Below are 25,027 nucleotides of genomic sequence, written 5' to 3' on the forward strand. Positions count from 1 at the left end.
AAATTAAAGTTGGTTTAACGATTGTTCTAAACCCAAACTCATTGGAGTTGCAGCCAGGCAGCCTGCAAACACATCCCGATGAGCTTACTCAGTCAAGTGATTCGCGCGCGCAGCTAACCCCCCTGCGGTTTCAAGGACGAGGGGATCTGTGCGGGGGATAACGGCCGGCGGCTGGCTGCGCCATTGGATCACCGCCGGAGTGGATGTTAAATCGAACTGTTCACGACCTAAAACCCGGTTGAGAATACGCGCCGATCGCCAAGCCATCAGGCTGAGCTGCGGTTCTGCAATGCCGTGGCTATGCATACCGGCGTTGACTGCAAATAAGCAGTTATCGTGTGGGCCTCGCCAATCGAGGGTGAAGTCGGGAGCCATGCGGTATTGATAATCGGCAGTGGTCATCAGGCGGCTGGCCAGTGGTTTAAGGAATGCCGGACGTTCCTGTTGATAACCGGTCGCGAAGATAGTCACGTCGCTGTCAAAGGTTTCTTTGCCCTGATCGAGATGGTGATGGGTGACTAATTGGTAACCGTTACCTTGCGGATGCATCGCTGTCAGTGAGCGGCTAGGGAGCAGGCGCGCCCAGGGCTTTTCACGTAACACCTCAAACTGATGATACATAGCACGGTAAATAGCCAGTAGCGACTCACTGGTAATGCCGTCAGACGTCATTTTCTGTTCAGCCAGCATATGTTGCTTGGCGTTGTCGTTCAGAGTATAGAAACCGTCAACGTATTCCGGGGTGAAGTACTCATTGGCAAAAGCGGCTTCATCCAGTGCGTTGTAATTATTCCGGCGTGAAATCCAATCTAACTGTTTCGGTTGGCCCCACTCAGCGCGGAAGATGTTGAGGAACAGGTCAGCTCCACTCTGACCACCACCGACGATGGTGACTCGTTTACCGGCCAGATCGGGATTGCGCAGTGCCATTTCACTGGCATGGAAACAGCGATCGTTTTGCTCGCCGACACATTCCGGCAACTTGATACGTTTGCCGATCCCCAGACAAACATGGCGGGCATGGTAGACATTGCGTGTTGTGGTCACGACAAAATGGCGCTGCTGGTCGTCAAAATCCACACTCTGAATATCTTGGCTGAACTCTAGCGAGCTTAACCCATGGGCAGCCCAACTGAGGTAGTCTGCAAACTCTTCCCGTGAAACCGTTCGGTGTTCAGTCGTCAGGAATCGGTAGAATTTCTTCCTTTGGACTAAGTAGTTAAGGAAGCTATAGGGATTGGTTGGCGACACCGCACTGACCAAATCTTTCAAAAAACTGGTCTGCATGTGGCAATCTGGCACCATCATGCCGGGGTGCCAGGTAAAGTGTGATTTACGCTCAAAGAATTTGCTGTTAAAGCCAGAAACTTCGCTGCCGAGGGCGGCAATACTGAGGTTAAATGGGCCTATGCCAATGCCGATGAAATCTAAAGTTTGATTCATTAGGCTAGCTCCTTGGTGACCAAATAAAGAGGGTTATCCAGATCCTGCAAGTAATTTGGCAACATTCGACTGCCACCATCCTGCTCTGAATAGGTGAGTTTCACCGGGTTGAGGACTACACGAATAATTTGTGGTTTAAACAAATCAAATAGGGAAAAACGCTCTGCCATGTCTGGATGCTGTGCCATGTAGCGCTGCAGTACCTGTGCCAGCAGTTGATAGAATTGGTGTTCATTGATGCCACACACATGCATCAGTGGTGAGATAAATCTCAGCACGGTGACGAAATGCCCGGTCTGTAGGTCGTGTATCAGGTAGTCGGCAGATAAGCGTGCGGTGACGGCTTTCACGACACTGGGCAGTGAGGCCGCTTGCGGGAACTCTTTATCAACCAGGCGCATATCGCCCTGGAAGTCTTTCAATAGCACACGTTGCGGTATGTGGTCTTTCATCACCAAAGTGATGTTTTGGCCGTGGGCGATCAGTGCCACACCGTAACAACACATCAGGTGGTACATTGGCACCACGACCACCCGAAACATCTGTTCTAACCAGGCTTCGGCACTCAGCCCCGAACGTGCAATATAGGCGGCAATCAACGGATGCCCCTGATTATCGGTTTCCATCAGGGTTGCCATCAAAATTGCCTGTTCGCCCGGTTGTAAATAGCAGGACGGATTTTCTCGCCAAATCACGCCGAGCATTTCCTGATAGCGATAGGGCGCTTTACTCAAGGTGGCATAGGTCTGGTGCATCATATAACCGGCTGCGGGTTCTCCGAGGATCTCAGCACCGCTTGCCCGTAGCGTAGGGTCTTGTGCAAAGACTTGCTGTAACCAATGCGAAGCCGCAGGACCTGCGCTGATATATTTACCGGGGATGCCGCGATAACAAGAGGTGTTGTAGATGGTCAGTGGCAATTTGATATCAAATGGCACGCGGCGACTGACATTCGTTAAGGTACGTAATGATTGTTGCGCCAGATAGTGGTCACCAAACTCACCCAGTTCGATCAATTCACCTTCGGCTAATTGTGGCAGGAAGTGCAGGGCGATTTTTTGCTGCCACTGCCATGGGTGTAAGGGCACCGGTACCCAGTCGTCATTCAACGCGAGCTGCTGCCAGTGGCGCTCAAATCGCTGGCGTTCCGTGCTATCCATCGCACTGTCGAGCAGCCTGTCCAACGGGAATTGTGCATCCGCGCACCAGACAAAACTGCCACGTTTGGCGGCGACCCAATGCAGGCGGAACTGCCCTTGATATTCTGGCGCGTAGTGATGCAGGGCGGTTAGACCCCAGCCACGGCGGCCTTTGTTGAAGATAAATTTCGGGTGGCCAGCCAGCAGACATTGTAGTGCATCAGCATCAAGGGCAATCAGATGTTCGGCACTCATGCCCTGACGGGCAGAGAGTAACTGCATGTCTGCGCGCAGCGTGGCATAGAGGTCTTCCAGGTGTTCAGCAACCTGTGCATCGTCCATCTGCAACACTTGAGCCAGTTGGCGTAGCATATGGTCAGCGGTCAGCGGCACTCCTTCGCAGTGCAATGAGGCGGGGTCAATATGCAGCCAGCCCCAGATACCCCGTTCGGCACTAAAGCGATAAACCGCACCCGGCAAGGTGATACTCCATGCCTGGCCTGCTGGCGCGGCACACAGGGTGCGTTCATATTCCAGTTCAGCCAGGATCTTGGCGATCATCTGACGGTTAACGCGCTGCCAGTTGGCGTAATTGTCAGTGGTCATACCGTACCCTCTTGGAAGAAATCTGCGCGCTGATTCACTATCAGTCGCGAGCGTTTATGCGGGAAATCAAACTCTTTCAAGGTGTGGTAGCCGGCGGCAGGCAGGTGGCGGAACAGGCGCTGGTTATCGGCGCGTGGCTCAGCTACTACCCGGGCTGTGCGCGGTTCATCCAGATACAGATAGTGTGTCAGGCCACGTAACCAACTGCGGATGTATTGCGCTCCTCGCCAGCGCTCTTCACCTACCAGCATGTGTAGTCCACGATCAAAAGGCTGCCAACGGTAATGGCGACCAATCCGGTCTTCTGCTGCCCAATAAACTTCGAAATAACCAAAAGGTTGATCGTCAAAGCAACCCAAGAGCGGATAGCAATAATGCGAATCCAACTGACGTTGCAGATACGCGGCCTGAACCTCAAGCGGGCCACTCATTTCCCAAAAAGCATCTACGCGCGGCGAGTTCATCCAGCGAGTAAACTGCTCTGTGTCGCGATCAATTTCCGGTAAGCGGAAGCTCAGGGTATGTTTAATGTGCGGATCGAAACGGCGATAAACTTCGCCGTTAGGGCGCGCAGCACGTTGTGGGAACCAGATATCTCGCTCGGCGTCATACTGCATCTGATCAGTCGCCCGATGGCGTTTTGCTCCCAGCCACAGTGGTAGTTGATAAAATAGATCCCGTGCCAGATAGTCGCCATAGCTCAAGGCAAACACGGCTTGTGCTTGCGGCTCTTCCCGCCACTCGGCATAGGGCAACGCAATACCGGTTAATTGCGGTGCGGCAACGAACAACTGATCCAATGCCGGTACCAGCCAGCCTGGTGGCAATGGTCCGGGTGAGTGCAACACCGCGCTGCCGTCCAACCCTAAGCTGAGGGTCAGATTTTTTCCCAACTGTTCACAGCGAAAACTGCCTGCGGAGTGCATCAACTTAGCTTGTGGCATCATTGGGCAACTCCCAGGCGATCTTGGTAAGGGAAACGAAATGGGTTTGCGAAATCAAAGTAGATAACTGCCGGATCAACGATGGTATTTTCATTGTGGTCATGCAGATAACAGAAGAAATTACCCTTGCAGTTCCAATGCGTGCTATCGAGTACATAATCCAAACAAAGGGTATTTTTAGCCGTAGCCCGCAGGTTATGGAGTGCGTCGCGGACCCGCATCATCAGATTCTCCTCGCTGTCGAAACCGGCAGCCGCTAATGCGGCGGTCACTGCCAGACTGGAGTTGACTAGCAAGTAATAGGGGAAATAGCGCAGTAGTTGTTGTTCAGTGAAGCGGTTTTCCGCTTCGGCTTCGCCAATTTCTTCCAGCCACGGTGTGGCATCTTGGGTAAAGCCGCTGCCCTGACAGTCGCGATACAACATACCGATCGGCAAGTCTTGCTGCATTTCTACCAGAATGTTTTGCTGATGGGCTAATAGCACCAAACCGTAATCAGCTTCGGTGCTGAACAGTGGTAATAAGACCTGTTGGCAATAGGCATCCAGCCAGCAGTGGGTGGCTTGGCGTAGCGGAAGATTTAGACGCGCCGCCAAACGGCGTACTGCGGCAACCAGCAGACTGTCGCCTCCATCTGGTGCGGCCTGAGTCAAGGTGACCAGTACATTGGTTTGAGCATCTGGCTGGCTGAACAACAGGTTGTCGCGTAGCACCATCAGGCTCTCCTCTTGCACCGTGCCATCAGCGGAACATAAACCGGCCCAACCGTCCTCCTGCATAACCCGGAAGGTTGGATAGCGTGCTTGTAATGTTTGCCAGCGCGGGGTTTGAGCCAGGCGGGCCAAGCGAATTCCACGTTTAGCTTCTTTTACCGATAGCGTACGTACCGAGTTGGTCAGGCGGACACTGAGGGAAAACTTGATCATGTCGCGATTTGATGGGCTATACAGCGAACGGGAGGAACTGGTCGGCAGCCAGCGTTCACCTGCTTCACCCAAGTCTTGCAGTGCATTCAGTTGTACCAACTGCTGGCACCACTCCTGGGACAACAGGTGATCAGCCTGCCAGGGGTGCATCGGCAGCAGCCAAATATCATCAGTAAAGTGTGCCAGTAGCTGTGGTGCACTCTCGCTGGCAAAACGTTGCAGACGTTGTTGCGGTGTCAGGGTGAGACTCTCACCGCACAAAAAGCGTTTATCCACGGCAAACCAGCGTAGTGGAAAACGAGCGGCAAAGTCTGGCAGATAGCGATGTGCCTCTTTTTCATTGAAGGGTTCATGGGATTTTGGCGCCGGGTGGAAGGCATGACCGACCAATAAGCCTTGCTCAGCCTGAGCAAAATTGAGTGGTTTATCGCGCAGTGACGGCCAATCCAGACGAATATTAATTGCCTGTTGGGTGTTGTCATGACTTTCCAGAACCCGCTGGCGGAAACGTGTAACCACCTCATCTGACAGGTCACCTTTTACTGCAGGTTTATCCAACAACAAGGTTACCAACTGTTCCATGCCAAGTGCCGTACCCGCGCCATCGTCCTGCTGATATAGATAGGCTGGGAACAGATAGTGATGATGCTGTGTTGGGGATATATGGCGTAAAGCAATACGAATAGCTTGTGACGATGACAGAGGGATATGGAGCTGTGGATAGGGTTGATTGTTTGCTGTCGGAAGGATTTGCCAGTCCCGGGTTTCACGCATCAATGCGTTGAGGAAACATTGCGCAGCCACATCGGTTGTCGCGGTTTCTAACTGGATAGTCATTATTCCATGCCACTCTTGATTCAATTGAGAATCATTCTTATATCAATAATATTTATCATTATCAATTAACTTATGATACAGTTTTTCTATTAAATATGCATAAATCCCCTATGTTATTAACGGTTAATTCACTTTTAATGCAAATTTCATCGCAGTCTGAAACACGTTCAAGCGGGCATATACCTTCTTCTAATTGGCCGTTAGCCTTTTGTGCCGGCTTACTGGGGATTGGGCAGAACGGTTTATTGGTCATGTTACCGGTATTGGTTAGCAGAACACATCTGTCACTGTCGGTGTGGGCCGGTTTACTTACCCTCGGGTCCATGCTGTTTTTGGTCGGATCACCGTGGTGGGGACGGCAATCGGAGGTTCGTGGGTGTAAATTTGTGGTCATCATGGCGCTGGCTGGCTACTTGCTAAGTTTTGTGTTGTTGACGCTGGCGGTATGGGGCTTAGCGGCGGGATGGTTACCGGAGATGGTCGGGCTGGGGGGGCTGATTGTGGCACGTATTATCTATGGCCTGACAGTCTCTGGCATGGTGCCCGCCTGCCAGACCTGGGCCTTGCAGCGCGCAGTGTATGAGCAGCGCATGGCTGCATTAGCTACCATCAGTTCAGGCTTGAGTTGTGGTCGTCTTCTTGGCCCACTTTGTGCCGCCCTTGCCCTCTCAATACACCCAATGGCACCGCTGTGGTTGATGGCAATAGCACCATTGATCGCACTGTTGGTGGTCTGTTGCCAATATAATGATCCGCCATTGCCGCCGGTTGCACATCAACAAAATCATTTACGTTTCAGCATGCTGCCCTATTTACTCTGTGCACTGCTGCTGGCGGCAGTCGTCAGCCTGATGCAGCTTGGTCTGGCACCGCATTTAAACCAATTATTCCGGCATTCAGCCACCATGGTGAGCCACCATGTAGCAATTTTGCTTAGCGTGGCCGCGGGTTGTACCTTGTTGGCTCAGTTTTTGGTGGTACGCCCCCAACGTTTCAGCCCCTCTCAGCTTCTGCTGGTGGCAGCGTTATTCATGGTAGGTGGTTTAGGATTGATGTGTACCCAGCCATTGGTATTATTCTATGCGGGGTGTGCGCTAGCTTCTTTCGGTGCGGCGATGGCAACGCCGGGTTACCAATTGATGCTGAACGATAAATTATCCACGGGCAAAGGTTCCGGGGTGATAGCGACCAGCCATACATTGGGTTATGGCATGAGTGCGTTGATGGTGCCGCTAGTAGCAAAATTTTACGGTGAGTCGCAGTTGATTGCTGCGGCTCTGATGATGGCCGTTCTGTTGGGCGGCATAAGTGGCTGGCTGTGGTGCCAGCATCGGGTCACAGCACATTCTGCGGGAGAGTAACTGTCATGTCCGGCGCATCAAGCTACCGAGTTTTCGATATCAAATTGAAAGTAAAAGAAAATATATCACCGTCACTGTTGCGTTGCGTATTTGAAGGGCCAGAAGTTAATCGTATGAAACTTGAAGCGCCAGATCAGCGCATTAAACTGCTATTGCCCGCAGACAACGGTCTGATTACTCAGGTATCAAAAGGCGACGATTGGTATCGTAATTACCTGACTATCCCGAAAGAGCAGCGACCGATAATGCGCACCTATACACTGCGTGCATTGCGTGCTGAGCAGAACGAGATGGACGTGGAATTTGTTTTGCACGGCGTGACCGGCCCTGCATCGGCTTGGGCAACACATGCCAAACCAGGCGATGCCATTCAGGTTGTTGCGCCGAATGCCGAGTATCAATCTGACAGTGGCGGTTATGAGTGGATCCCGCCAGCGCAGATGATGCAGGCGTTACTGATTGCCGACGAAACAGCATTACCGGCGGCGGTGGCTATTTTGGAACAGCTGGCATTACAAGCTAACCCTCCACATGTTCAAGCTTTTTTTGAGGTACCGCTGGTGGGTGATTGCATCAATCTTGAGCGATTTCCGTTTGCGCAGGTTTACTGGTTGCCACGTGATACGCCGCATCACCCCGCCCATGGCAGCTTGTTAGTTGACGCGGTACGTCAATGGGTACAAATTCCGGCTGCGGCGCAAGTCGCGGCACAATCATTAGCAGAGAATAGTCTGGGTGGTGATGTATTATGGGAGCGAGCCGAAGGTGCCAGTAGTTTCTATGCCTGGGTGGCGGCTGAATCCTCAACAGTGAAAGCTTTGCGCCGCTATCTGATTGGTGAACGCTGTCTGGACCGTACTTGCGTGAACTTTATGGCGTACTGGTGTTAATCAATTTGCTCTATCAAATTCCCCTGCAAAATTAGCCCCCTCTGGGCCAGTCATTCAACCCCTGTCATAAAAATGGCGGGGCAGTGACAATTTCAAATATCTTTCTTTCCCTCTCCCCTCGCAAACACCGATGTCACGAACTGCGTAATGTATTAATAATCTATATAAATACTGACATTATGCTAATGTCAGTATTAAACCGATATCAATCATCAGTTACAGAGTCAACAAGATTATTCAGGGGAGTTTTTTAGTGGGCGACCCTTAAAAAATAAACCATGATGCAAATTTATTTTAAGAGCTTTGTATCAAAATAGGTGTGTTATTTATGAATAAATATGATGATATTAAGCAGTTCAAAGATAAAATAGACATGCACGATATTGATTATAAAGAAATTTCTGAAAAAGAAGTTCAAGCGGATGCTTTTTCATGGCCGCTTATTAAACAGTTAGCTTCACAAGACAATGATTCATTTTTAGAAAATGGCCGAACTACGCAGCCGACACCTCAGCTTGTTTCAGCCACTGAGTTCGCCGAGCCTGATGTGTTAAACGTGATGAGTGAACCTCGCGCTATAAATAGTGATCCTCTGCTAAATACCGAGGTAACAAACCGGCCAGCCGCAATGCGATCACTGTTTCCTGCGCCACCGGTTGCCCATACTCTAGCTCCGCAGCCAGTCAATTTAAACGAACCTGCTATACCGCAAGTGGTTTCTAAACCTATACTTACGACACAATTTTCATCCTCACCAACTGGCCCGTTGGAATCAGGTAAAAAAACTGAATTTAAAAACATTTTTTCACAAAAAGAACCACCCAAAGAGCAGGTTGTTTTTGCCGAGTCAGCGCGGGATATTCCTTTACAAACGTTGTTAGAGAGCATCGCCTTATGCCGTTAGTTTGTGTATGTTCACCGAAAGGTGGTGTCGGTAAAACTACTTTTGCAGCCAATTTGGCGCACTCACTGGCACGTAGTGGTAGCAAGGTTTTACTTATTGATTTCGATGTACAAAATGCTCTGCGCTTGCACTTTGGTGTCCCTTTGTCGGATGAACGTGGTTATGTTTCTGAGTCAGGTAATGCATCTGACTGGAGCCAATTTATCCTTAAAGCGGGAACGAATACCTTTGTCTTGCCTTATGGCGAGGTGGATGAAGCGCAACGTCTGGCTTTCGAGCATGAATTAACGGCTGATCCGCATTTTTTACAACGGGGGCTACATTCAGTCCTTAATTATCCTGGATTAGTGGTTATCGCTGATTTTCCGCCGGGACCAAGCCCGGCGTTAAAAGCAATGCAAGGGATTGCGGATATGCATTTGGTGGTGATGTTGGCAGACACTGCATCTTTATCTTTATTACCTCAAATAGAGAAAGGCAAACTTATCGGCGCCCCTTTAGATAATAAAATGGGAACCTATTTTGTTGTTAATCAAAGTGATAATCGTCGTCAACTCAGCCATGATGTCTCACAATTCTTTGAGCAACGTCTGGGCGATAAATTGTTAGGAATGATTCATCGGGATGAATGTGTGCCAGAAGCGAATGCTTCTCAACGTTCAATTATTGATTTCAGCCCCGTGTCAGCTGCCGCATTTGATATTGAGCTTATTAGTAAAAAAGTTGCAGCTATTTTGGGAATAAAGATCGGCGGGGGAGAAGTTTACTCTACGCCTAAACATGACTTCTATTAAATACTGGCTGAATTCAAGATGAAGAAAATTCAATTTTATCTTCTGCTGTTACTGTTATTGCCAATCGCTATCTTGGTTGTTGTTACACCAATGGACAGTGAGAAGCAGTACATTTTTGCATTATTCAGTATTGCTGCGTTCTTTTTACTTGGCATAAGTAAAAGCAGAAAAGTAACAATAGTAATGACAGTATTGTCATTTTTGATGTCATCCCGATATATTTATTGGCGCACGACTGAAACGCTTCATTTTGGTTCTGTAACCGAGACAATATTAGGCATACTTCTTTATAGTGCAGAACTTTACATCTGGATTATTCTAAGCCTTAGTTATTTACAGACTATTTGGCCATTAAAACGAACGATTGAACCGCTGCCTGAGAATACCGATTTATGGCCAACGGTTGATGTTTACATTCCTACCTATAATGAAAGTCTGGATGTGGTTAGAGATACGATTCTGGCAGCCCAATGTATTGATTACCCAAAAGAAAAAATAAAAATATATGTATTGGATGACGGAAAACGAACTGAGTTCGCTGTATTTGCTGCGGATGTAGGGGTTGGTTATATCACTCGAAATGATAACCGCCATGCTAAAGCCGGTAACCTTAACCATGCGATGAAGATTACGCAGGGGGAGTTAATCTGCGTTTTTGATTGTGACCACGTAGCTACCCGCGGTTTTTTACAGGCCACGGTGGGTGGGTTCCTGGTTGATAAGCGGTTGGCGCTGCTCCAGACACCACACTACTTTTACTCCCCCGATCCGTTTGAACGCAATCTATCGACAGGCCGTTCTGTTCCTAATGAAGGGGCACTTTTTTATGGCCCTATTCAGCAAGGGAACGATAACTGGAATGCGGCATTTTTCTGCGGTTCTTGTGCTGTTATTCGCCGTAAGGCATTAGATGAAATTGGTGGTTTTGCGGTAGAAACAGTCACCGAAGACTCCCATACTGCGCTGAAATTACAGCGTTTAGGTTGGAACTCAGCCTTTATTTCCATCCCACTAGCCGCGGGATTGGCGACTGAACGTTTGGCGTTACATGTGATCCAACGGACCCGTTGGGCGCGGGGGATGACACAAATTTTCCGTGTGGATAATCCCTTGTTAGGGCGTGGGCTGAGCCTTCCTCAGCGTTTGTGTTATCTCAACGCCATGATTTATTACCAATTTGGTTTGCCACGCGTGGTCTTTTTACTCGCGCCACTGGGCTATCTTCTCTTTAACCAGAGTATTATTGCCTCGTCAGCCGAATTGATTTTCGCCTATGTTTTGCCCCATTTAATTATGTCTATTGCCATCAACTCACGCAGTAATGGCCGCTTCCGCTACTCTTTCTGGGGTGAAGTTTATGAAACCGTAATGGCATTCCATTTGGTTATTCCAACCATCGTTACGATGATTTCACCAAAACGTGGCAAGTTTAACGTGACGGATAAAGGCGACCTACTGGATAAGAGTTATTTCGATTTCAATATTGTTCGCCCGCATATTATTGCAGTTGTTCTGATGTTGCTCGGCATTATATGGGGATTAGTGCGCGTAGCATTGCCAGATTATTTTGGTGTTAATCCGAATGTAATTGCACTTAATATCGCCTGGGCTACTTTCAGTGTCATTCTATTATTTGCGGCTATTTCTGTTGCGCGCGAGACTCGTCAGACACGTAAAACGATCCGCATTGACGTCCAGTTACCGGCCATTATTCATTATAGTAATGGCATATCACTGCGTACTCACACCCTGGACTTGTCAATGGGCGGGGTTCGTCTGGCGATTAAAGACCAACATTTCCCAACTGAGGGTATTGAAGAGGTGGAGCTGATGTTACAACGCGGTGCTGTCAGTCTACCTGTCACGCTTATTGATGTTGAGCCCGGTGCTGTGCGGTTGATGTTTGGTGATATTCCACTGGTTAAACGTCGGGAACTGGTTCGTATTGTGTTGGCCCGTGCAGATGCCTGGATTACCGAGCCTTACCCTCAGGATCGACCATTACATTCATTACTCAGCATTATTCGTTGTGCCTTCGAACTCTTTTATCTGCCGTGGAAGCAACGTCGGGCTAGAAAAAGAAAGCTGGCCCTCCAGAAAAAAGGAAATGCGGCATGAAAGGGATATTGAGCAAGATATTGCCGTCATTGTGGTTTACAGGTGTGGTGGCCGCGTGTTCTCTGGCATTTTTTCCCATCAATGGGTTTGCTGTAGACACTAATCGTGTCGCGGGCCAGGAACAGCAAACTGAAGATGCAGCCACTGCGGGAGATTTCCCTTTATTACCTCGGCCGAACAGTGATGACTCAACCGCTGGGGCGGTGGCTCCTGCGGTTGATAATTACCCGCAAATCGCCAGCGCCCCTGAAAACCGCCCTTTGTATGATTCAACCCTACCGATACCCGTAGTTGATAACCCGGTGGTGGTGACCCGCCCGGCCTCATACAACGCGATAGTGAATACCACGATTACCATTAAAGATATGGGGCAGCCCAATGGGTTGCTGTTAAGTGGCGGTCAATTGCAATCAGGCATTGTTTTCACGTTACCCAATGATTTGGTGATTACCAATGCAAAACTATCTCTGGCGCTAAAATTATCATCAGAGCTGGCTGGCAAGAATTACAGCTTACAGTTAATGCTGAACGGGCAGCCGTTAGGGACATTGCCGCTAACGCCGTCAAGTGAAAACAGCGCGATATACCAAGTTGATGTCCCTGCGGCGATGGTGGTCGCGACCAATAATCTAAGTATGAGTATTACCGGTGACAACACGGTATTGCAGTGTGAAACAGATCAATTGAATAAATTTTGGGTCAGTATTTTACCGACCTCAAGTATTCAATTAGAAGGGCAACAACTGAATATTGGCAAGAATTTGGGGCTATTCCCTCGGCCATTCTTTGATGCCATGCAGATGAAAGAGACCAAAGTGGTTATGGCATTCCCGGCTAATATTCGTGCTGATGTGATTGGTGCTGCCGCCGGTGTTGCTTCATGGTTTGGTTATCAGGCTAATTACCGTGATATTGATTTCCCGGTACAATTTGATTCACTACCCGAAGGTAATGGTATTTTATTTGGTAAGCCGGGTGAGCATATTGGTGATTTTGTGTTACCGCAAAGCACCGGCCCAAGTCTGCAATTGATTGATAACCCGCACAACCCGGTGGCTAAATTACTCTTGGTTATTGGCAATAATGAGGAGGAGTTGCGTCAGGCTGCATGGCGTTTAACTTCTGAACCATTACCGCCAGAGGCGAGTAGCCTAAGTGTTAAAGCGCAAGCTATCCCGCGTAGCATTCCCTATGACGCCCCGCGCTGGATTAATACTGAACATCCCGTATTACTTAAATCTTTAGTACCAAATCTCGATGCTTTGACTGCTAATGGTATTTATCATGACGGTATTCATGTTGATTTCCGGGCGGCACCCGATCTATTTATGTGGGATGGAGAAACTATACCCATCCATATCGGTTACCGTTTCCCGATTGAAGACTGGATTGATGAAAATAGCTCCCAACTTAACGTATCGATTAACAATATTTTCTTGTATAACCTGCCGGTAAATAAGAAGGGGTTGATTGAGTCCCTGTGGCGGGCGGTTGGTGGCGATACTCGTCAGGAGAGTTATACCCTGCGTTTGGCTCCTTATCTGATTTATGGTGATAACCAGTTAGAGTTCTATTTCGCGATTAATCCGAAAGCCGGAACCCCCTGTAATCTACTAAACAACAATAATATTAAGAGTCGTATCGAACCTGATTCTTATATTGACCTGAGTCACACCCATCACTTTACCCTGTTGCCTAATCTTTCGTATTTTGTCGGCGCATCCTTCCCTTTCACCCGCTTGGCTGATTTCTCACAAACCTTGGTATTATTGCCCGAAAAACCAAGCAAAACAGAGGTTCGTACATTACTTGGTCTTGTTGCTCGTGCCGGTAATTCAACCGGAAAGCCAGTTATCCACGTCAAGGTGAAGCTGGGCGTGTCCGCAAATGAAAAAGATATTTCACTGTTTGCTGATAACGATATTTTGGTGGTGTCGACATTAGACCATGCTGATTTCACCCAAACACTATTAACCGCGACATCATTTGGCCTGGAAAATGGTGTGCTATCAGTGAAAGAACCGTCGACGTTAGAAAAGTTGGCGGATTACCTCACTGGGGTTTGGTTCCGCCAGCAAGTTGAGGCCGATCGCTACCTTTCATCGACGGATAACTGGCGCGGCTTCCTGAGTTTCCGTTCTGGCTGGAATCCGCAGAAGGTCGTGGTGCTGGCAACCGCAACAGGTGATGATCAATTAGCGAGTATTCACGGCGATTTGAAGTTATCGACGGTTAATGCCGGCGTGCGTGGCGATCTGGCGATTATTACCAATGAAAATGGTGTGCGCAGTTTTAGTGTTGGCGAGCAATTCCCTCGTGGTGAGCTGCCTTGGTATCAAATGATTATCTGGTATGCCAGTCAGCATATCGTGATTTTGGCGTTACTTGCTTTACTGATCTCAGTCATCATTGGTGTGAGCATGTTTGGGTTATTAAAACGCCGTGCGGCAATACGCTTAGGCAAAGATCCTAAAGAATGATAATAAAACTGTTGATGATGTGGGCCTATTGTATGGAGCGGGGTTGATATGAAATCAAGTCATGTAAAGTCACCATTGATTAATGCCCTGTTGCTTACTGGGATGGTCGGATTTGCTGCAATCCCTGTCTGGGGACAGGCGGCAGAGAATACGCCAGCGATAAAGGCATTGTTAGATCAGGCCACCTACTGGCATGAGAAAGCCCATAATGATCTGGCGACTAACGCGCTGCAAAAGATCCTGATGGTCGATCCTACCAACGTTGATGCTTTATATCTAATGTCCCTTTATGCCTCTGAAAAAGGGGATAAAGCCGAGTCGCTTGAATGGCGTAAAAAATTAAATGCGGCCTCCCCGGATGACCCACGTTTGCAGTCGTTAGATAATGCCAAAGTCATGCAGTCCATTTCGCCGAGCCAATTAGCGGCAGCGCGCCAGTTTGCCAGCCAGGGCAATATTCCCAAGGCGATTGAGAGTTATCAGAATTTATTTAACGGTAATAAACCGTTGGATAATTTAGCGGTAGAATATTACTTGACCATGGCGGGGGATGCGGCGACGTTACCAACAGCTATCGCCGAATTACAGCAACGTGTAGCACAGTCCCCAAATGATGTTGCTGCCCGCGTGGCGCTGGGTAAAGTACTGACCTACCAACAGACAACCCGCCGTGATGGTATTGCCATGCTTAATAGTCTGGCGGCGACTAACCGCGAAGCTGATGCTGCTTTGCGCCAGGCACTGATGTGGATAACACCGCAACCGGCAGATGAAGGGCTTTATCAGGCCTATCAACAACGCCATCCCGACTCTCAGGTTGTCGCCGATTACTATAAAAAGAATATCGGTGGAGCAGCAAAAGGCCAGGGTTACAGTGAACTTAATCGCGGTGATTTAACCAAGGCAAAAAGCCAGTTTGAGTCAGTGTTGGCGATCAACCCTAACGATGGCGATGCATTAGCGGGTTTGGGGTTTATCGCTTTGCGCAGTGGTGATTTCGCCAATGCAGAAAACTACCTGACTCAGGCGGCCAAACAAGGTGGGGCAAACAGCGCACAACTGGCGGCGCAAGCGCAAGATGCCCATTTCTACGGCGAGTTGGATAAAGCTAAAAAAGCCTTTGCCAGCGGGAATATTGACGGTGCGCTGGCATTGAGCGCCCCATTGGCACAGGCCACAGGGGACAAAGGCACTGCGGTGGCGCTGTTCCGGGCTGATTTGTTGCGGCGCAAAGGTGATTTGAGTGCTGCTGAACAGGCTTACCGCAATATCCTGGCGCAGCAACAGCAAAATAATGATGCGAAATTGGGGCTGTATTATGTATTGCGGCAGCAAAAGAATGATGCCGAGGCACAGCAAGTGCTACAAACCGTGCCAAACAATCTCAAACCCGCCGCCGCGCCCGCCGGGATCAATGTTGAGCCGATTCGTCGTGAGGCTGCATTAGCGCTGCAACGTAATGATCCTGCGGCGGCATTAAATCTGTTACAACAGGCGCTAACTAAGCAGCCATCGAATATCTGGGTTCGTCTGGATATGGCGAGAATACTGCAACAACAAGGAAATACAGCCCAGGCGCAAAGTCTGATGGCTGAAGTTTCGGCTCCCGGCGCACCGGCGGATAATCTATATGCTGCCGCTTTGTTTGCCGCTGAAAACAAAGATTGGGCAGCCAGTAATGCTTTACTCAATCAGATCCCGCCAGCCCGCCAAACTAAAGAGGTCCGTGCGCTGGCTGACCGTGTGGAGTTCAATCAAAAAATAGCGACAGCAGAAACGGCTCTGGCAAAGGGTGATTCAGCCAGTGCTGCGGCAATATTGCGCGGACTGGCACAAAATCCGCCTACCGCCCCTGCTGATGTCGGTAATCTGGCTAAAGATTTGATGGCTGCCGGTGACAGCACCACGGCGGTTAGTTTAGTGCGTAAAAATATCAATAACGGCATTCATGGCAAGGCGGGCGATTATGCGGCACAAATCAGTGTCTTGACGCAATCTGGCCTGACGCAAGAAGCGGAAGCCTTATTGAGTAATCCCGCGATTCAAAGTGGCAGTTCGCCGATAGAGATCAGTCGATTACGACTAGGGACCACTATCAATCAGGCCGATGCATTGCGTGAGCAAGGCCAGTATGCTGCGGCGTATGACAAGTTGATTGTGGCGCTACAAAGTGATCCGCAAAATATTGACCTGATGCTGGCGATGGGGCGTCTTTATCAATCCGGTAAAATGAATGATGAAGCCGGTAAAGTTTATGCTTATTTATTAAAACGTGATCCGACTAATGAAGGGGCGCGGGTAGGGGCGGTAAACGTGGCACTGGCTAATGGTGATGTCCAGAGCGCCAGACAATTGATGTTGGGAATGCGCGGGCCAAGAACCCCTGAGCGCTTATTGCTTGCTGCCCGGGTCGCGGAAGCTGAAGGGGATCATGAGCAGGCTCTGGCTTTGTTACGTTCCGCCAAAGGTAAAATGATTGGGCTGGAAGGGGCAGACAGTGTTGGTGGCGCGAATATTGCTGGCTTACAACTTAGCGACAATCCGTTTATTAACCAGACCACCCGCACGCAGCCGCGGACCAATTCAAGCTATGGCGCGGTGTTGCCGTGGCAAAATGCGGGCACAGAAGGCGCTGCCATGGGGGGAGTCAATAATCTGGCACCTACCGCTAACGTTGCGCAAAACGGCACCCTGAAGCAAGTTGATCAGATGCTGGATACTTTACAGGATAAAACTGCCAGTTGGGCGCAGGCCAATATCAGTATTCGCAGTCGCGATGGTGAATCGGGCCTGAGTCAATTGACTGAAGCCAAAGCCCCGCTCACCTTTGCCGGTGTGCCTTTTGATAGCTCCCGCCTGAGTTTTACCGTCACGCCGGTATCCCTCAATGCAGGTTCAACCTCAGGTACGGGCAGTAACCGTTTTGGTACCGGGGCATTGCAGCAGGGTTTGGAAGTTAAAAATGCGACAGAGACATCAGCACTTGCCGCAACTAACTCAGCGGCGGTATTAGCGGCGGCGACAACTGCTCAATTGCAGGCTCAAGCGGATAGAGAAAGTGCGTGTAATGGCGCAGGCGCTGGAACGCAAGGTTGTGTTGATGCCAGGGTAGTGGAAAATGATGCCAACAGTGCCAAACAACTGGCGGCTAATAATCTGGTCACAGCCCAAACCTTTAGTCCAAATGATTTCACCGCCGACTCCCCAGGCTCACAAAGTGAGTCAGGGGTAGAACTGGCACTGGCCTTGGCGGGGGAAGATTATAAAGCCGACATTGGTACCACGCCGTTAGGGCAAGATATGAGTGCCCTTATTGGCGGCGTGCAATGGGCACCTAAGCTTGGCGAATTCGCTAAACTGGCGATGACAGTAGAACGTCGGCCAGTGACGGATAGCTTGCTTTCATACGTGGGTGCAACCGATAAGATCAGCGGATCGCAATGGGGGGCAGTCACTAAGAATGGGGGGGGCTTAAACCTGAGCTATGACGATGGCGATGCCGGCCTTTATGCAGGATTAAATTATTACAATTATATCGGTGATAATGTTCCGAGTAATGGTTCAATTAACTCTTCAGTAGGCGCGTATATTCGTCCTTACCGCTATGATGACCGTGAATTAAAAACGGGCATCAATATCAGCTATATGAATTTCTCTAAAAATCTCAGTTATTTCAGTTACGGTCAAGGGGGCTATTTCAGTCCACAAGATTATGTCAGTGTCTCTTTCCCGGTTGAGTATAGCCAACGCTATGGTAACTGGAATTATAAATTGGGTGGGGCGGTAGGCTATCAATCCTATTCGCAGGATGAGAGTAAATATTTCCCGAATAATCCAGAGTTGCAGGCTCAACTGGAGCAATTGGTGCGCGATGGTTATAGCACTGAATCCCGTTATGCTGCGCAAAGTAAAAATGGCATTGGATATAACTTCAAGGCTGATGGCAGTTACAACTTACAGAAGAATATGCAGATCGGCGGGCAGGTTGGCTATGATACTTTTGGCGACTACTCCGAGACTACCGCCTTGGTCTACTTCAGATATTTGTTGGATGGGAAATAATCATGCAAGAGAATAACTATCTTTCGGAACAACAGGATTATTACCGTCAGCAGCAGCATCAGCCGGGATGGCAAAATGTGGTGCAAGTGCTTTTTTCAGGTATTCAGGCTAATGCTGACAGTGCGGATGGCAGGGCTTTTATCCGCAACATGGGGACTCAACTGGCACAGCATAACCCCTTACCGATAAGTCAGACCGTGGGTGAGTTTGAAGATCAAATTAATAATCTATGGTCCAGATATCATTGGGGATTTTTGCGCATTGCCGCGAATGAACAGGAAATGCAGTTAAGTCACTGTGCATGGCCGGACACGGACAATCTGACTGAACAGTCGCAGTGGAAAACTGCATTTGCAACATTTTTAGAAGGTATTTATAAGGAGTGGCTCAGACAGCAAGGAGGGCAGTCAGAAGTGAATGTCCGTTGGCTGGATAATAAAACCGAAGGTCCATTAGTGTTCCGTTATAAAAACGGCATTTGAGGCATATTATGCTAATTATGAAGGTCATGCGTGTTGTTGTTACCGCCGGTGTGCTATTTGGCCTACTGTTTTCCACCGGAGTACAGGCTTATGAGCCCGGCTGGGAACAATTTAAAAGCCGGTTTCTTAAGCCCGATGGCCGAATTGTTGATACGGGTAACCATGATATCAGCCATACCGAAGGGCAAGGTTTTGGTATGCTACTTGCCGTATTCAATGATGACCGGCCTACCTTTGATTCATTATTGGGTTGGACTCAAAAGACATTATACAATGCAGATACCGGATTATTTTCATGGCGGTATGAGCCGAATGCTAAAGTAAAAGTTGCTGATAAAAATAATGCTACAGATGGCGATATATTGATTGCCTGGGCATTATTACTGGCTGGGGATAAATGGCACAATCGCGACTATACGAGTCAATCTAATCAAATACAGAATGCTATTATTAAACACACGGTCATTAACTTTGCCGGTTACCATGTATTATTGCCAGGCTCTGCAAGTTTTAATCATACCAGTTATGTTGTGATCAACCCGTCTTATTACATATTTCCAGCCTGGAATGCATTCTACCAATACAGTCATTTGAAAATATGGAAAGACTTGAATGACGATGCTATCCAGCAGTTATCCGCGATGAAGCTTGGCAAAGTCAATTTGCCGACTGATTGGGTGTCATTGCGGTCGGATGGTAGTTTCGCACCGGCCAATGGTTGGCCTGCACGTTTTAGTTTTGATGCAGTGCGTATTCCATTATATCTCAGTTGGGGAGGACATAATGGCAGTGCATTGGCGCCTTTTATTGATTATTGGCAAGGTTTTTCGCGTTTAAAAACACCGGCATGGGTCAATGTTGTTACGGGGGCTACCGCGGAATATGCACTGACACCTGGGATGCTGGCGATACGGGATCTTACCTTAGGTGATGCTGCTCAATTAACGGCAGTATTACAACCAGAAGAAGACTATTACTCCTCTTGTTTACGCTTATTATCCTGGTGGGCGGCACAGCAGAAATGAGTAAAAAGCACGTTCTACTTGCAGGGCGTGCTTAGGTCGGTTCATCACGGTAACATCCGCTTTATCATGTCAGGATCAGAGCGTTGTCACGATTTCTGGTTGATTTTTTCCATTAAAATAAGTCGTTACGTAATAAATTTGTTCTATGATTGAAAACCGGCCCTCTGGTTATTGATGGAGGGAGAGTTCATATAAGGAGAACACAATGCCTCATATGCCTTTGATAGCGCTTCCCCACACTCATTCTGATTGTTGTCTTTGCCATAGTCCGGCGTTCGTTCGTATCAATACGGTGTTTGCTCAGAAAGCTGCTCATTCTGCCCCTATAACAGCGGCAACCGTTGCTGCGGCGATCCCAGGAGCGACCCAGCAAAGAAGAGATGTCGCGGCCAATACTGTGCGTGTGATGGCCTTTGTTAATATTCGCCTTTTTGATGGTGTTTCAGACCATTTGCGCGATGGATTGCAAGTATTAGTGGAAGGTAACAGGATCAAGTCGGTAGAGCCGGCTGATAAAGCATTGCCACCGGATGTGGAACGGATAGACGGTGGTGGTGGTGTATTGATGCCAGGGCTTATCGACGCACACTGGCACGCCATTATGGCTCGGCCATCAATGATGACGGCGATGACAGCAGATTTCAATTATATCCAGGCGCTGGCAATTGCAGAGGCGCAGGCGACTATAATGCGTGGTTTCACCACGGTGCGTGATATGGGCGGGCCGGTTTTTGGCCTGAAACGCGCTATTGATGAGCAGGTGACGGTCGGGCCACGTATCTATCCTTCCGGCGCATTTATCACTCAAACTGGTGGGCACGGCGATTTCCGTCTGATTGGTGAATTACCGCATACGCCATCAGACCCCTTGAGTTATGCCGAGCGCGTAGGTATGACGGCGATTGCCGATGGTGCCGATCAGGTGTTACTGCGTGCCAGAGAACAATTGATGCGAGGCGCGTCGCAACTCAAATACATGGCGGGGGGTGGTGTAGCCTCTATGTATGACTCTATCAGTGTGACCGAGGGATCTGTACCAGAGATTCAAGCGGCAGTTACGGCGGCTGAGAATTGGGGTACCTATGTCACCGTCCATGCTTATACAGCACGGGCGGTCACCATGGCGATTAAAGGTGGGGTTAAATGTATCGAACACGGCCAGTTGGTGGATGAGGAGACCGTCCAGTTAATGGCAGAAAAAGGCATTTGGTGGAGCTTACAACCCTTCCTTGACGACGAGGATGCGGTGCCAATGGCCAGTCCGGCATCACGTGCCAAGCAGCTTGAGATGGTTGCCGGTACTGATACGGCCTATAGGTTGGCGAAAAAATATAACATCAAGACAGCGTGGGGCACCGATACATTATTCGATGCCCGACTGGCAACCCGACAGGGTGCTCAATTGGCCAAGTTGACTCGCTGGTACTCACCGCTTGAAATTCTCAAGATGGCCACCAGCGTTAATGCTGAACTCTGTGCCTTCTCCGGTCCAAGAAACCCGTATCCCGGTAAGTTGGGTGTGGTGGAGAATGACGCACTGGCTGACTTGATTCTGGTTGATGGTGATCCACTGAGTGATATTCAACTCATTGCTCGGCCAGAGAAAGCATTCCGGCTCATTATGAAAGATGGGCAAATTTTCAAAAATACGTTGGGCAGCGATCTGTAGTGGCTTTTTATGATCGAATAGCTGTTTTTCTGCCTGTTAACGCCGCATTAACTGAGGCCGAATAATGAATGATATGACTTCCCTTAGGAAGCCAGAGTGGTTTTTTTTCAGGGGGTTAGCGAGTACCAACCTGAACTTATGGCGCGGGTCGTTAGTTCTGTTATCGGTTATTGTTCTGAGCGGCTGCACCGGCGTAGCGGCGCCCTCATTTTCATTGGTGGGCTCTTACTTTCCATCCTGGATGGCGTGCGCTTTTATCGGAATAGTTGTGGCAGTGATGGCTCGCATTCTGTTTATTCGGGTGGGTATTGATGAGGTGCTGCCATGGCGGCTGTTGGTGTATGTCTGCCTGGCGCTTGCTGTGGCATTTATCAGTTCCCTATTACTGTTTACACGATGAATGATGAATATGAATAAACTATCAGGGAGTGGGCGTAAGCGGCAACTGGCGCTTATCGTCGCCGGCGTTATCATCGTCGCGGCAGTGATATCAGGCTGGCTTTCCGTGCGGCAGACTACCCTGAATCCATTATCTGAAGATGCAGAATTAGGGGCCAGTGTGGTGCATGTTGCCAGTTCGGTACCTGGCCGTATTATCTCGATTAATGTTGTGGAAAACAGCAAAGTCCGGCGGGGTGACCTGCTGTTTACCATCGAGCCGGATCTCTATCGGCTGCAAGTCGCACAGGCGCAAGCTGAATTGAAAATGGCAGAGGCAGCTCGCGATACCCAGCAACGGACGGTGGTCGCTGAACAATCCAATGCCGCGATTACCAATGAACAGATTGTACGGGCGCAAGCCAATCTCAAGTTAGCGACTCAGACATTGGCCCGGCTACAACCTCTGCTCCCTAAAGGTTATGTCACCGCCCAGCAGGTCGATGATGCGGCGACGGCGAAACACGACGCCGAGGTTAGCCTGAAACAGGCATTAAAACAGTCATTTGCTGCCGAGGCTTTAGTCAGCACGACTGCGGCCGCTGAAGCGTTGGTAGTGGCACGGCGCGCGGCGCTGGCTATTGCTGAACGGGAACTGGCGAATACACAAGTACGAGCCCCTCATGATGGTCGGGTGGTGGGGCTGACGGTCTCGGCCGGGGAGTTTGTCGTCCCGGATCAGGCCATTTTTACCCTTATCAATACTGAACATTGGCATGCCTCGGCCTTTTTCCGTGAAACGGAATTGAAGCATATCAACGTGGGGGATTGCGCTACCGTGTATGTTATGGCGGACAGACAGCGCGCGATTCAGGGGCGAGTTGAGGGGATTGGTTGGGGCGTCAGCTCTGAGGATATGCTGAATATTCCACGTGGCCTGCCTTATGTCCCGAAATCATTAAATTGGGTACGTGTTGTTCAGCGTTTCCCAGTGAGAATCAGTCTGGAAAAACCGCCGGAGGACCTGATGCGAATCGGGGCGACTGCTGTGGTTGTTGTGCGCAATGACGACGGTTGCTGACGGTACGCTCGGTGGCATAATCCGTCAGGCAAAAGCGGATTTAGCCTATTTCCCTGGGCGAGTGGCGATGGCCTGGCGGGTTGCTGCACTCTGTGCATTGATGGCTATGGTTGCCATGGTGTATGGCATCCCGGAATCCGCTATCAGTTGCTATCTGATTATTTTCGTCATGAAACCGGACGGCGTAGAAAGCATGGTGATGGCGATTGCTATCACCATCCTGGTGTCGCTGGTGGTTGGTCTGGTGTTTCTGCTTATTCATTTCACGTTGGAAGCCGCGCCACTGCGCATGGCAGCCTTGATTGTCAGTTCGTTTCTGTTTCTCTATCTTGGCTCAGCCAGTAAGCTCGGCCCGGTGGGGAGTATTATTGCGCTGGTTATTGCGTTTGTGATGACGTTGCTCAGTGATATACCCATGGGTGAGGTCGCAACGCGGGGGCTGTTGTATGCCTGGTTAATGGCGGTTTCCCCGATGTTGCTGATTATTGGTTTTAACCTTTTCTTTGGCCGGGCACCCCAGACGTTATTGCGGGCCAGTTTAGCCGAGCGACTTTTCACCGTAGCCGAGACATTGCGCCAACCCGATGCCACCAATATGGCTAAGCTAACCGAGCTACTACAGGAAGGGCAAAATGAGCATCAACAGCGGGCGCTTTTTGTACGTATCTTCCATCTACGCCCCTCGCCAGAAGCAGCCTGGTTGGAAAGTGCCGTAAAAAGCAGTTATCGCCTGCTATTGGCAACGTCAGCTTTATCTGCTGGCTCACCAGAGAATGAGCGTATCGAACTCGCGGGTTACTGTCGCGATGCGGCACAGGCGATAGCGGCGGGCAATCTTGCTGTTACCCCTCACTTTGCTATTGAGAATGCGGGTGATGAGATCAATGAAATCAGAAACGCACTGCTAGCACTGGCGAATGCGGATAATGGGCAAGATTTGGCTGCCCCGAAATCCTCATTCTTTGCCGCAGATGCACTGACCAATCCTGCTCATCAGCGTTTTGCGCTAAAGACCACCGCCGCCGCCCTGATTTGCTATCTGGTCTATACCGCATTGGATTGGCAGGATATCCATACTGCCATGATCACCTGCTATGTCGCGGCGTTAGGTACCACCGGTGAGACAGTGCATAAACTGGTACTGCGGATTATCGGGTGCTTGATCGGCGCGTTAATGGGGGTTCTGGCGATCATTTTCATTATTCCCTACCTGAGTGATATTGGTCAATTGATGGCGCTGGTGTTTGGCTGCATTCTATTGGCCGCTTGGGTTTCCTGTGGCAGCGAGCGTATCGCTTATGCCGGTGTGCAGGTCGGGCTGGCATTCCTGCTGACGGTGTTGCAAGGCTTCGGGCCAAGTACAGATCTGGGGGTGGCACTCGATAGGGTGCTTGGGATCTTGCTGGGTAATCTGGTGGTGTATTTGATTTTTACCCGGTTGTGGCCGGTGGCTATCGTAGATGCGGTGCGCATACATATTAGTAACACGTTGACGGGACTGACAAATTTGGCAGCGCTGTCGCCTGATGCACGGCCTGCGGCACTAAGAGAAGCGACAACCATTGAGGCGGAGATTACCCAAGCGCGAGAAGAGCTGGCACTGGTTCCCTTTGAGCCAGCACAATTACGCCCTTCACGAGAAGAGTGCGCACGCTTATACGCAATACTGGCAGAAATGAGTAAATTGTGCCCAGTGCTGTTTCTACCGACTGAAAAATCTGCGTCTGATGTGGAACAACTGCGTCAGCTCTCGCTTGTCGGTGACATTACCGCGCAACAAGGCGAGCACGTGCCAGAGAGGGAATCTTCATGGCAGGGGTTATCGCCAGTTGAACTGACTATTGGGCAACGTATAAAAAGACTCGGGGAACTTCTGGGAACTTGATGA

The 25,027-nt window shown here is 49.5% G+C and carries 17 protein-coding genes; 13 read left to right on the forward strand and 4 right to left on the reverse strand.

The genetic code is table 11. The features are described from left to right. Positions 1–84 precede the first annotated feature (84 nt). The 4 genes from Q2T71_RS22130 to Q2T71_RS22145 are packed head-to-tail and all read right to left on the reverse strand — an operon-like array spanning position 85 to position 5,895. On the reverse strand, positions 85–1,443 hold the full coding sequence (locus Q2T71_RS22130) for a lysine N(6)-hydroxylase/L-ornithine N(5)-oxygenase family protein (RefSeq protein WP_372560559.1): 1,359 nt from the start codon (positions 1,441–1,443) through the stop codon (positions 85–87). Continuing rightward, the gene (gene iucC / locus Q2T71_RS22135; protein ID WP_372560560.1) at positions 1,443–3,188 is read right to left on the reverse strand and encodes an aerobactin synthase IucC; all 1,746 of its coding nucleotides are present in this window, start codon (positions 3,186–3,188) and stop codon (positions 1,443–1,445) included. The genes Q2T71_RS22130 and iucC overlap by 1 nt, the downstream gene beginning before the upstream one ends. Further along, entirely contained in the window at positions 3,185–4,135 is a 951-nt protein-coding gene (locus Q2T71_RS22140; RefSeq protein ID WP_372560561.1) for a GNAT family N-acetyltransferase, read from the reverse strand. The genes iucC and Q2T71_RS22140 overlap by 4 nt, the downstream gene beginning before the upstream one ends. Then, positions 4,132–5,895 carry an IucA/IucC family siderophore biosynthesis protein gene (locus Q2T71_RS22145; protein WP_372560562.1) on the reverse strand — a complete coding sequence of 588 codons (1,764 nt, stop codon included), beginning with the start codon at positions 5,893–5,895 and terminating at the stop codon, positions 4,132–4,134. The genes Q2T71_RS22140 and Q2T71_RS22145 overlap by 4 nt, the downstream gene beginning before the upstream one ends. 137 nt (positions 5,896–6,032) lie before the next feature. Here Q2T71_RS22145 and Q2T71_RS22150 point away from each other — a divergent pair, with 137 nt between their 5' ends. From Q2T71_RS22150 to Q2T71_RS22210, 13 genes are all read left to right on the forward strand, one after another. After that, on the forward strand, positions 6,033–7,256 hold the full coding sequence (locus tag Q2T71_RS22150) for an MFS transporter (protein WP_372560563.1): 1,224 nt from the start codon (positions 6,033–6,035) through the stop codon (positions 7,254–7,256). Between the two features lie 5 nt (positions 7,257–7,261). After that, the gene (locus Q2T71_RS22155; RefSeq protein ID WP_372560564.1) at positions 7,262–8,146 is read left to right on the forward strand and encodes a siderophore-interacting protein; all 885 of its coding nucleotides are present in this window, start codon (positions 7,262–7,264) and stop codon (positions 8,144–8,146) included. Positions 8,147–8,474: 328 nt separating this feature from the next. After that, complete coding sequence (bcsO, locus tag Q2T71_RS22160) at positions 8,475–9,050, forward strand: cellulose biosynthesis protein BcsO (RefSeq protein ID WP_372560565.1); 576 nt, start codon at positions 8,475–8,477, stop codon at positions 9,048–9,050. Further along, complete coding sequence (gene bcsQ / locus Q2T71_RS22165; RefSeq protein ID WP_372560566.1) at positions 9,041–9,844, forward strand: cellulose biosynthesis protein BcsQ; 804 nt, start codon at positions 9,041–9,043, stop codon at positions 9,842–9,844. Before bcsO ends, bcsQ begins: the two co-directional genes overlap by 10 nt. Positions 9,845–9,862: 18 nt before the next feature. Continuing rightward, complete coding sequence (gene bcsA, locus Q2T71_RS22170) at positions 9,863–11,962, forward strand: UDP-forming cellulose synthase catalytic subunit (protein ID WP_372560567.1); 2,100 nt, start codon at positions 9,863–9,865, stop codon at positions 11,960–11,962. Continuing rightward, positions 11,959–14,442 carry a cellulose biosynthesis cyclic di-GMP-binding regulatory protein BcsB gene (gene bcsB / locus Q2T71_RS22175; protein WP_372560568.1) on the forward strand — a complete coding sequence of 828 codons (2,484 nt, stop codon included), beginning with the start codon at positions 11,959–11,961 and terminating at the stop codon, positions 14,440–14,442. The genes bcsA and bcsB overlap by 4 nt, the downstream gene beginning before the upstream one ends. A 48-nt stretch (positions 14,443–14,490) precedes the next feature. Continuing rightward, the gene (locus Q2T71_RS22180) at positions 14,491–18,504 is read left to right on the forward strand and encodes a cellulose synthase subunit BcsC-related outer membrane protein (protein WP_372560569.1); all 4,014 of its coding nucleotides are present in this window, start codon (positions 14,491–14,493) and stop codon (positions 18,502–18,504) included. 2 nt (positions 18,505–18,506) lie between these two features. Next, on the forward strand, positions 18,507–18,986 hold the full coding sequence (bcsD, locus tag Q2T71_RS22185; protein WP_372560570.1) for a cellulose biosynthesis protein BcsD: 480 nt from the start codon (positions 18,507–18,509) through the stop codon (positions 18,984–18,986). 8 nt (positions 18,987–18,994) lie between these two features. Then, positions 18,995–20,011 carry a glycosyl hydrolase family 8 gene (locus Q2T71_RS22190; RefSeq protein WP_372560571.1) on the forward strand — a complete coding sequence of 339 codons (1,017 nt, stop codon included), beginning with the start codon at positions 18,995–18,997 and terminating at the stop codon, positions 20,009–20,011. Between the two features lie 205 nt (positions 20,012–20,216). Then, a complete protein-coding gene (locus Q2T71_RS22195) occupies positions 20,217–21,680 on the forward strand; it encodes an amidohydrolase family protein (RefSeq protein ID WP_083162559.1) in 1,464 nt (487 codons plus the stop codon). Between the two features lie 64 nt (positions 21,681–21,744). Beyond that, the gene (locus Q2T71_RS22200; RefSeq protein WP_372560572.1) at positions 21,745–22,080 is read left to right on the forward strand and encodes a YtcA family lipoprotein; all 336 of its coding nucleotides are present in this window, start codon (positions 21,745–21,747) and stop codon (positions 22,078–22,080) included. Positions 22,081–22,089: 9 nt separating this feature from the next. After that, a complete protein-coding gene (mdtN, locus tag Q2T71_RS22205) occupies positions 22,090–23,139 on the forward strand; it encodes a multidrug transporter subunit MdtN (protein ID WP_372560573.1) in 1,050 nt (349 codons plus the stop codon). After that, positions 23,123–25,024, forward strand: a complete 1,902-nt coding sequence (locus Q2T71_RS22210; RefSeq protein ID WP_372560574.1) for an FUSC family protein — start codon at positions 23,123–23,125, stop codon at positions 25,022–25,024. The genes mdtN and Q2T71_RS22210 overlap by 17 nt, the downstream gene beginning before the upstream one ends. Positions 25,025–25,027 lie beyond the last annotated feature (3 nt).

Source organism: Yersinia sp. 1652 StPb PI (genome assembly GCF_041538345.1).
Classification (GTDB): Bacteria; Pseudomonadota; Gammaproteobacteria; order Enterobacterales; family Enterobacteriaceae; genus Yersinia; species Yersinia enterocolitica_E.

Excerpts from the sequence above, each read along its gene's own strand:
- mdtN (WP_372560573.1), top strand. The coding sequence starts at position 22,090 with ATGAATAAACTATCAGGGAGTGGGCGTAAGCGGCAACTGGCGCTTATC.
- Q2T71_RS22190 (WP_372560571.1), top strand. The coding sequence starts at position 18,995 with ATGCTAATTATGAAGGTCATGCGTGTTGTTGTTACCGCCGGTGTGCTA.
- Q2T71_RS22195 (WP_083162559.1), top strand. The coding sequence starts at position 20,217 with ATGCCTCATATGCCTTTGATAGCGCTTCCCCACACTCATTCTGATTGT.
- Q2T71_RS22150 (WP_372560563.1), top strand. The coding sequence starts at position 6,033 with ATGCAAATTTCATCGCAGTCTGAAACACGTTCAAGCGGGCATATACCT.
- bcsQ (WP_372560566.1), top strand. The coding sequence starts at position 9,041 with ATGCCGTTAGTTTGTGTATGTTCACCGAAAGGTGGTGTCGGTAAAACT.
- Q2T71_RS22130 (WP_372560559.1), bottom strand. The coding sequence starts at position 1,443 with ATGAATCAAACTTTAGATTTCATCGGCATTGGCATAGGCCCATTTAAC.
- Q2T71_RS22155 (WP_372560564.1), top strand. The coding sequence starts at position 7,262 with ATGTCCGGCGCATCAAGCTACCGAGTTTTCGATATCAAATTGAAAGTA.
- Q2T71_RS22140 (WP_372560561.1), bottom strand. The coding sequence starts at position 4,135 with ATGATGCCACAAGCTAAGTTGATGCACTCCGCAGGCAGTTTTCGCTGT.
- Q2T71_RS22200 (WP_372560572.1), top strand. The coding sequence starts at position 21,745 with ATGAATGATATGACTTCCCTTAGGAAGCCAGAGTGGTTTTTTTTCAGG.
- bcsB (WP_372560568.1), top strand. The coding sequence starts at position 11,959 with ATGAAAGGGATATTGAGCAAGATATTGCCGTCATTGTGGTTTACAGGT.
- bcsD (WP_372560570.1), top strand. The coding sequence starts at position 18,507 with ATGCAAGAGAATAACTATCTTTCGGAACAACAGGATTATTACCGTCAG.
- bcsA (WP_372560567.1), top strand. The coding sequence starts at position 9,863 with ATGAAGAAAATTCAATTTTATCTTCTGCTGTTACTGTTATTGCCAATC.
- bcsO (WP_372560565.1), top strand. The coding sequence starts at position 8,475 with ATGAATAAATATGATGATATTAAGCAGTTCAAAGATAAAATAGACATG.
- Q2T71_RS22145 (WP_372560562.1), bottom strand. The coding sequence starts at position 5,895 with ATGACTATCCAGTTAGAAACCGCGACAACCGATGTGGCTGCGCAATGT.
- Q2T71_RS22180 (WP_372560569.1), top strand. The coding sequence starts at position 14,491 with ATGAAATCAAGTCATGTAAAGTCACCATTGATTAATGCCCTGTTGCTT.
- Q2T71_RS22210 (WP_372560574.1), top strand. The coding sequence starts at position 23,123 with ATGACGACGGTTGCTGACGGTACGCTCGGTGGCATAATCCGTCAGGCA.
- iucC (WP_372560560.1), bottom strand. The coding sequence starts at position 3,188 with ATGACCACTGACAATTACGCCAACTGGCAGCGCGTTAACCGTCAGATG.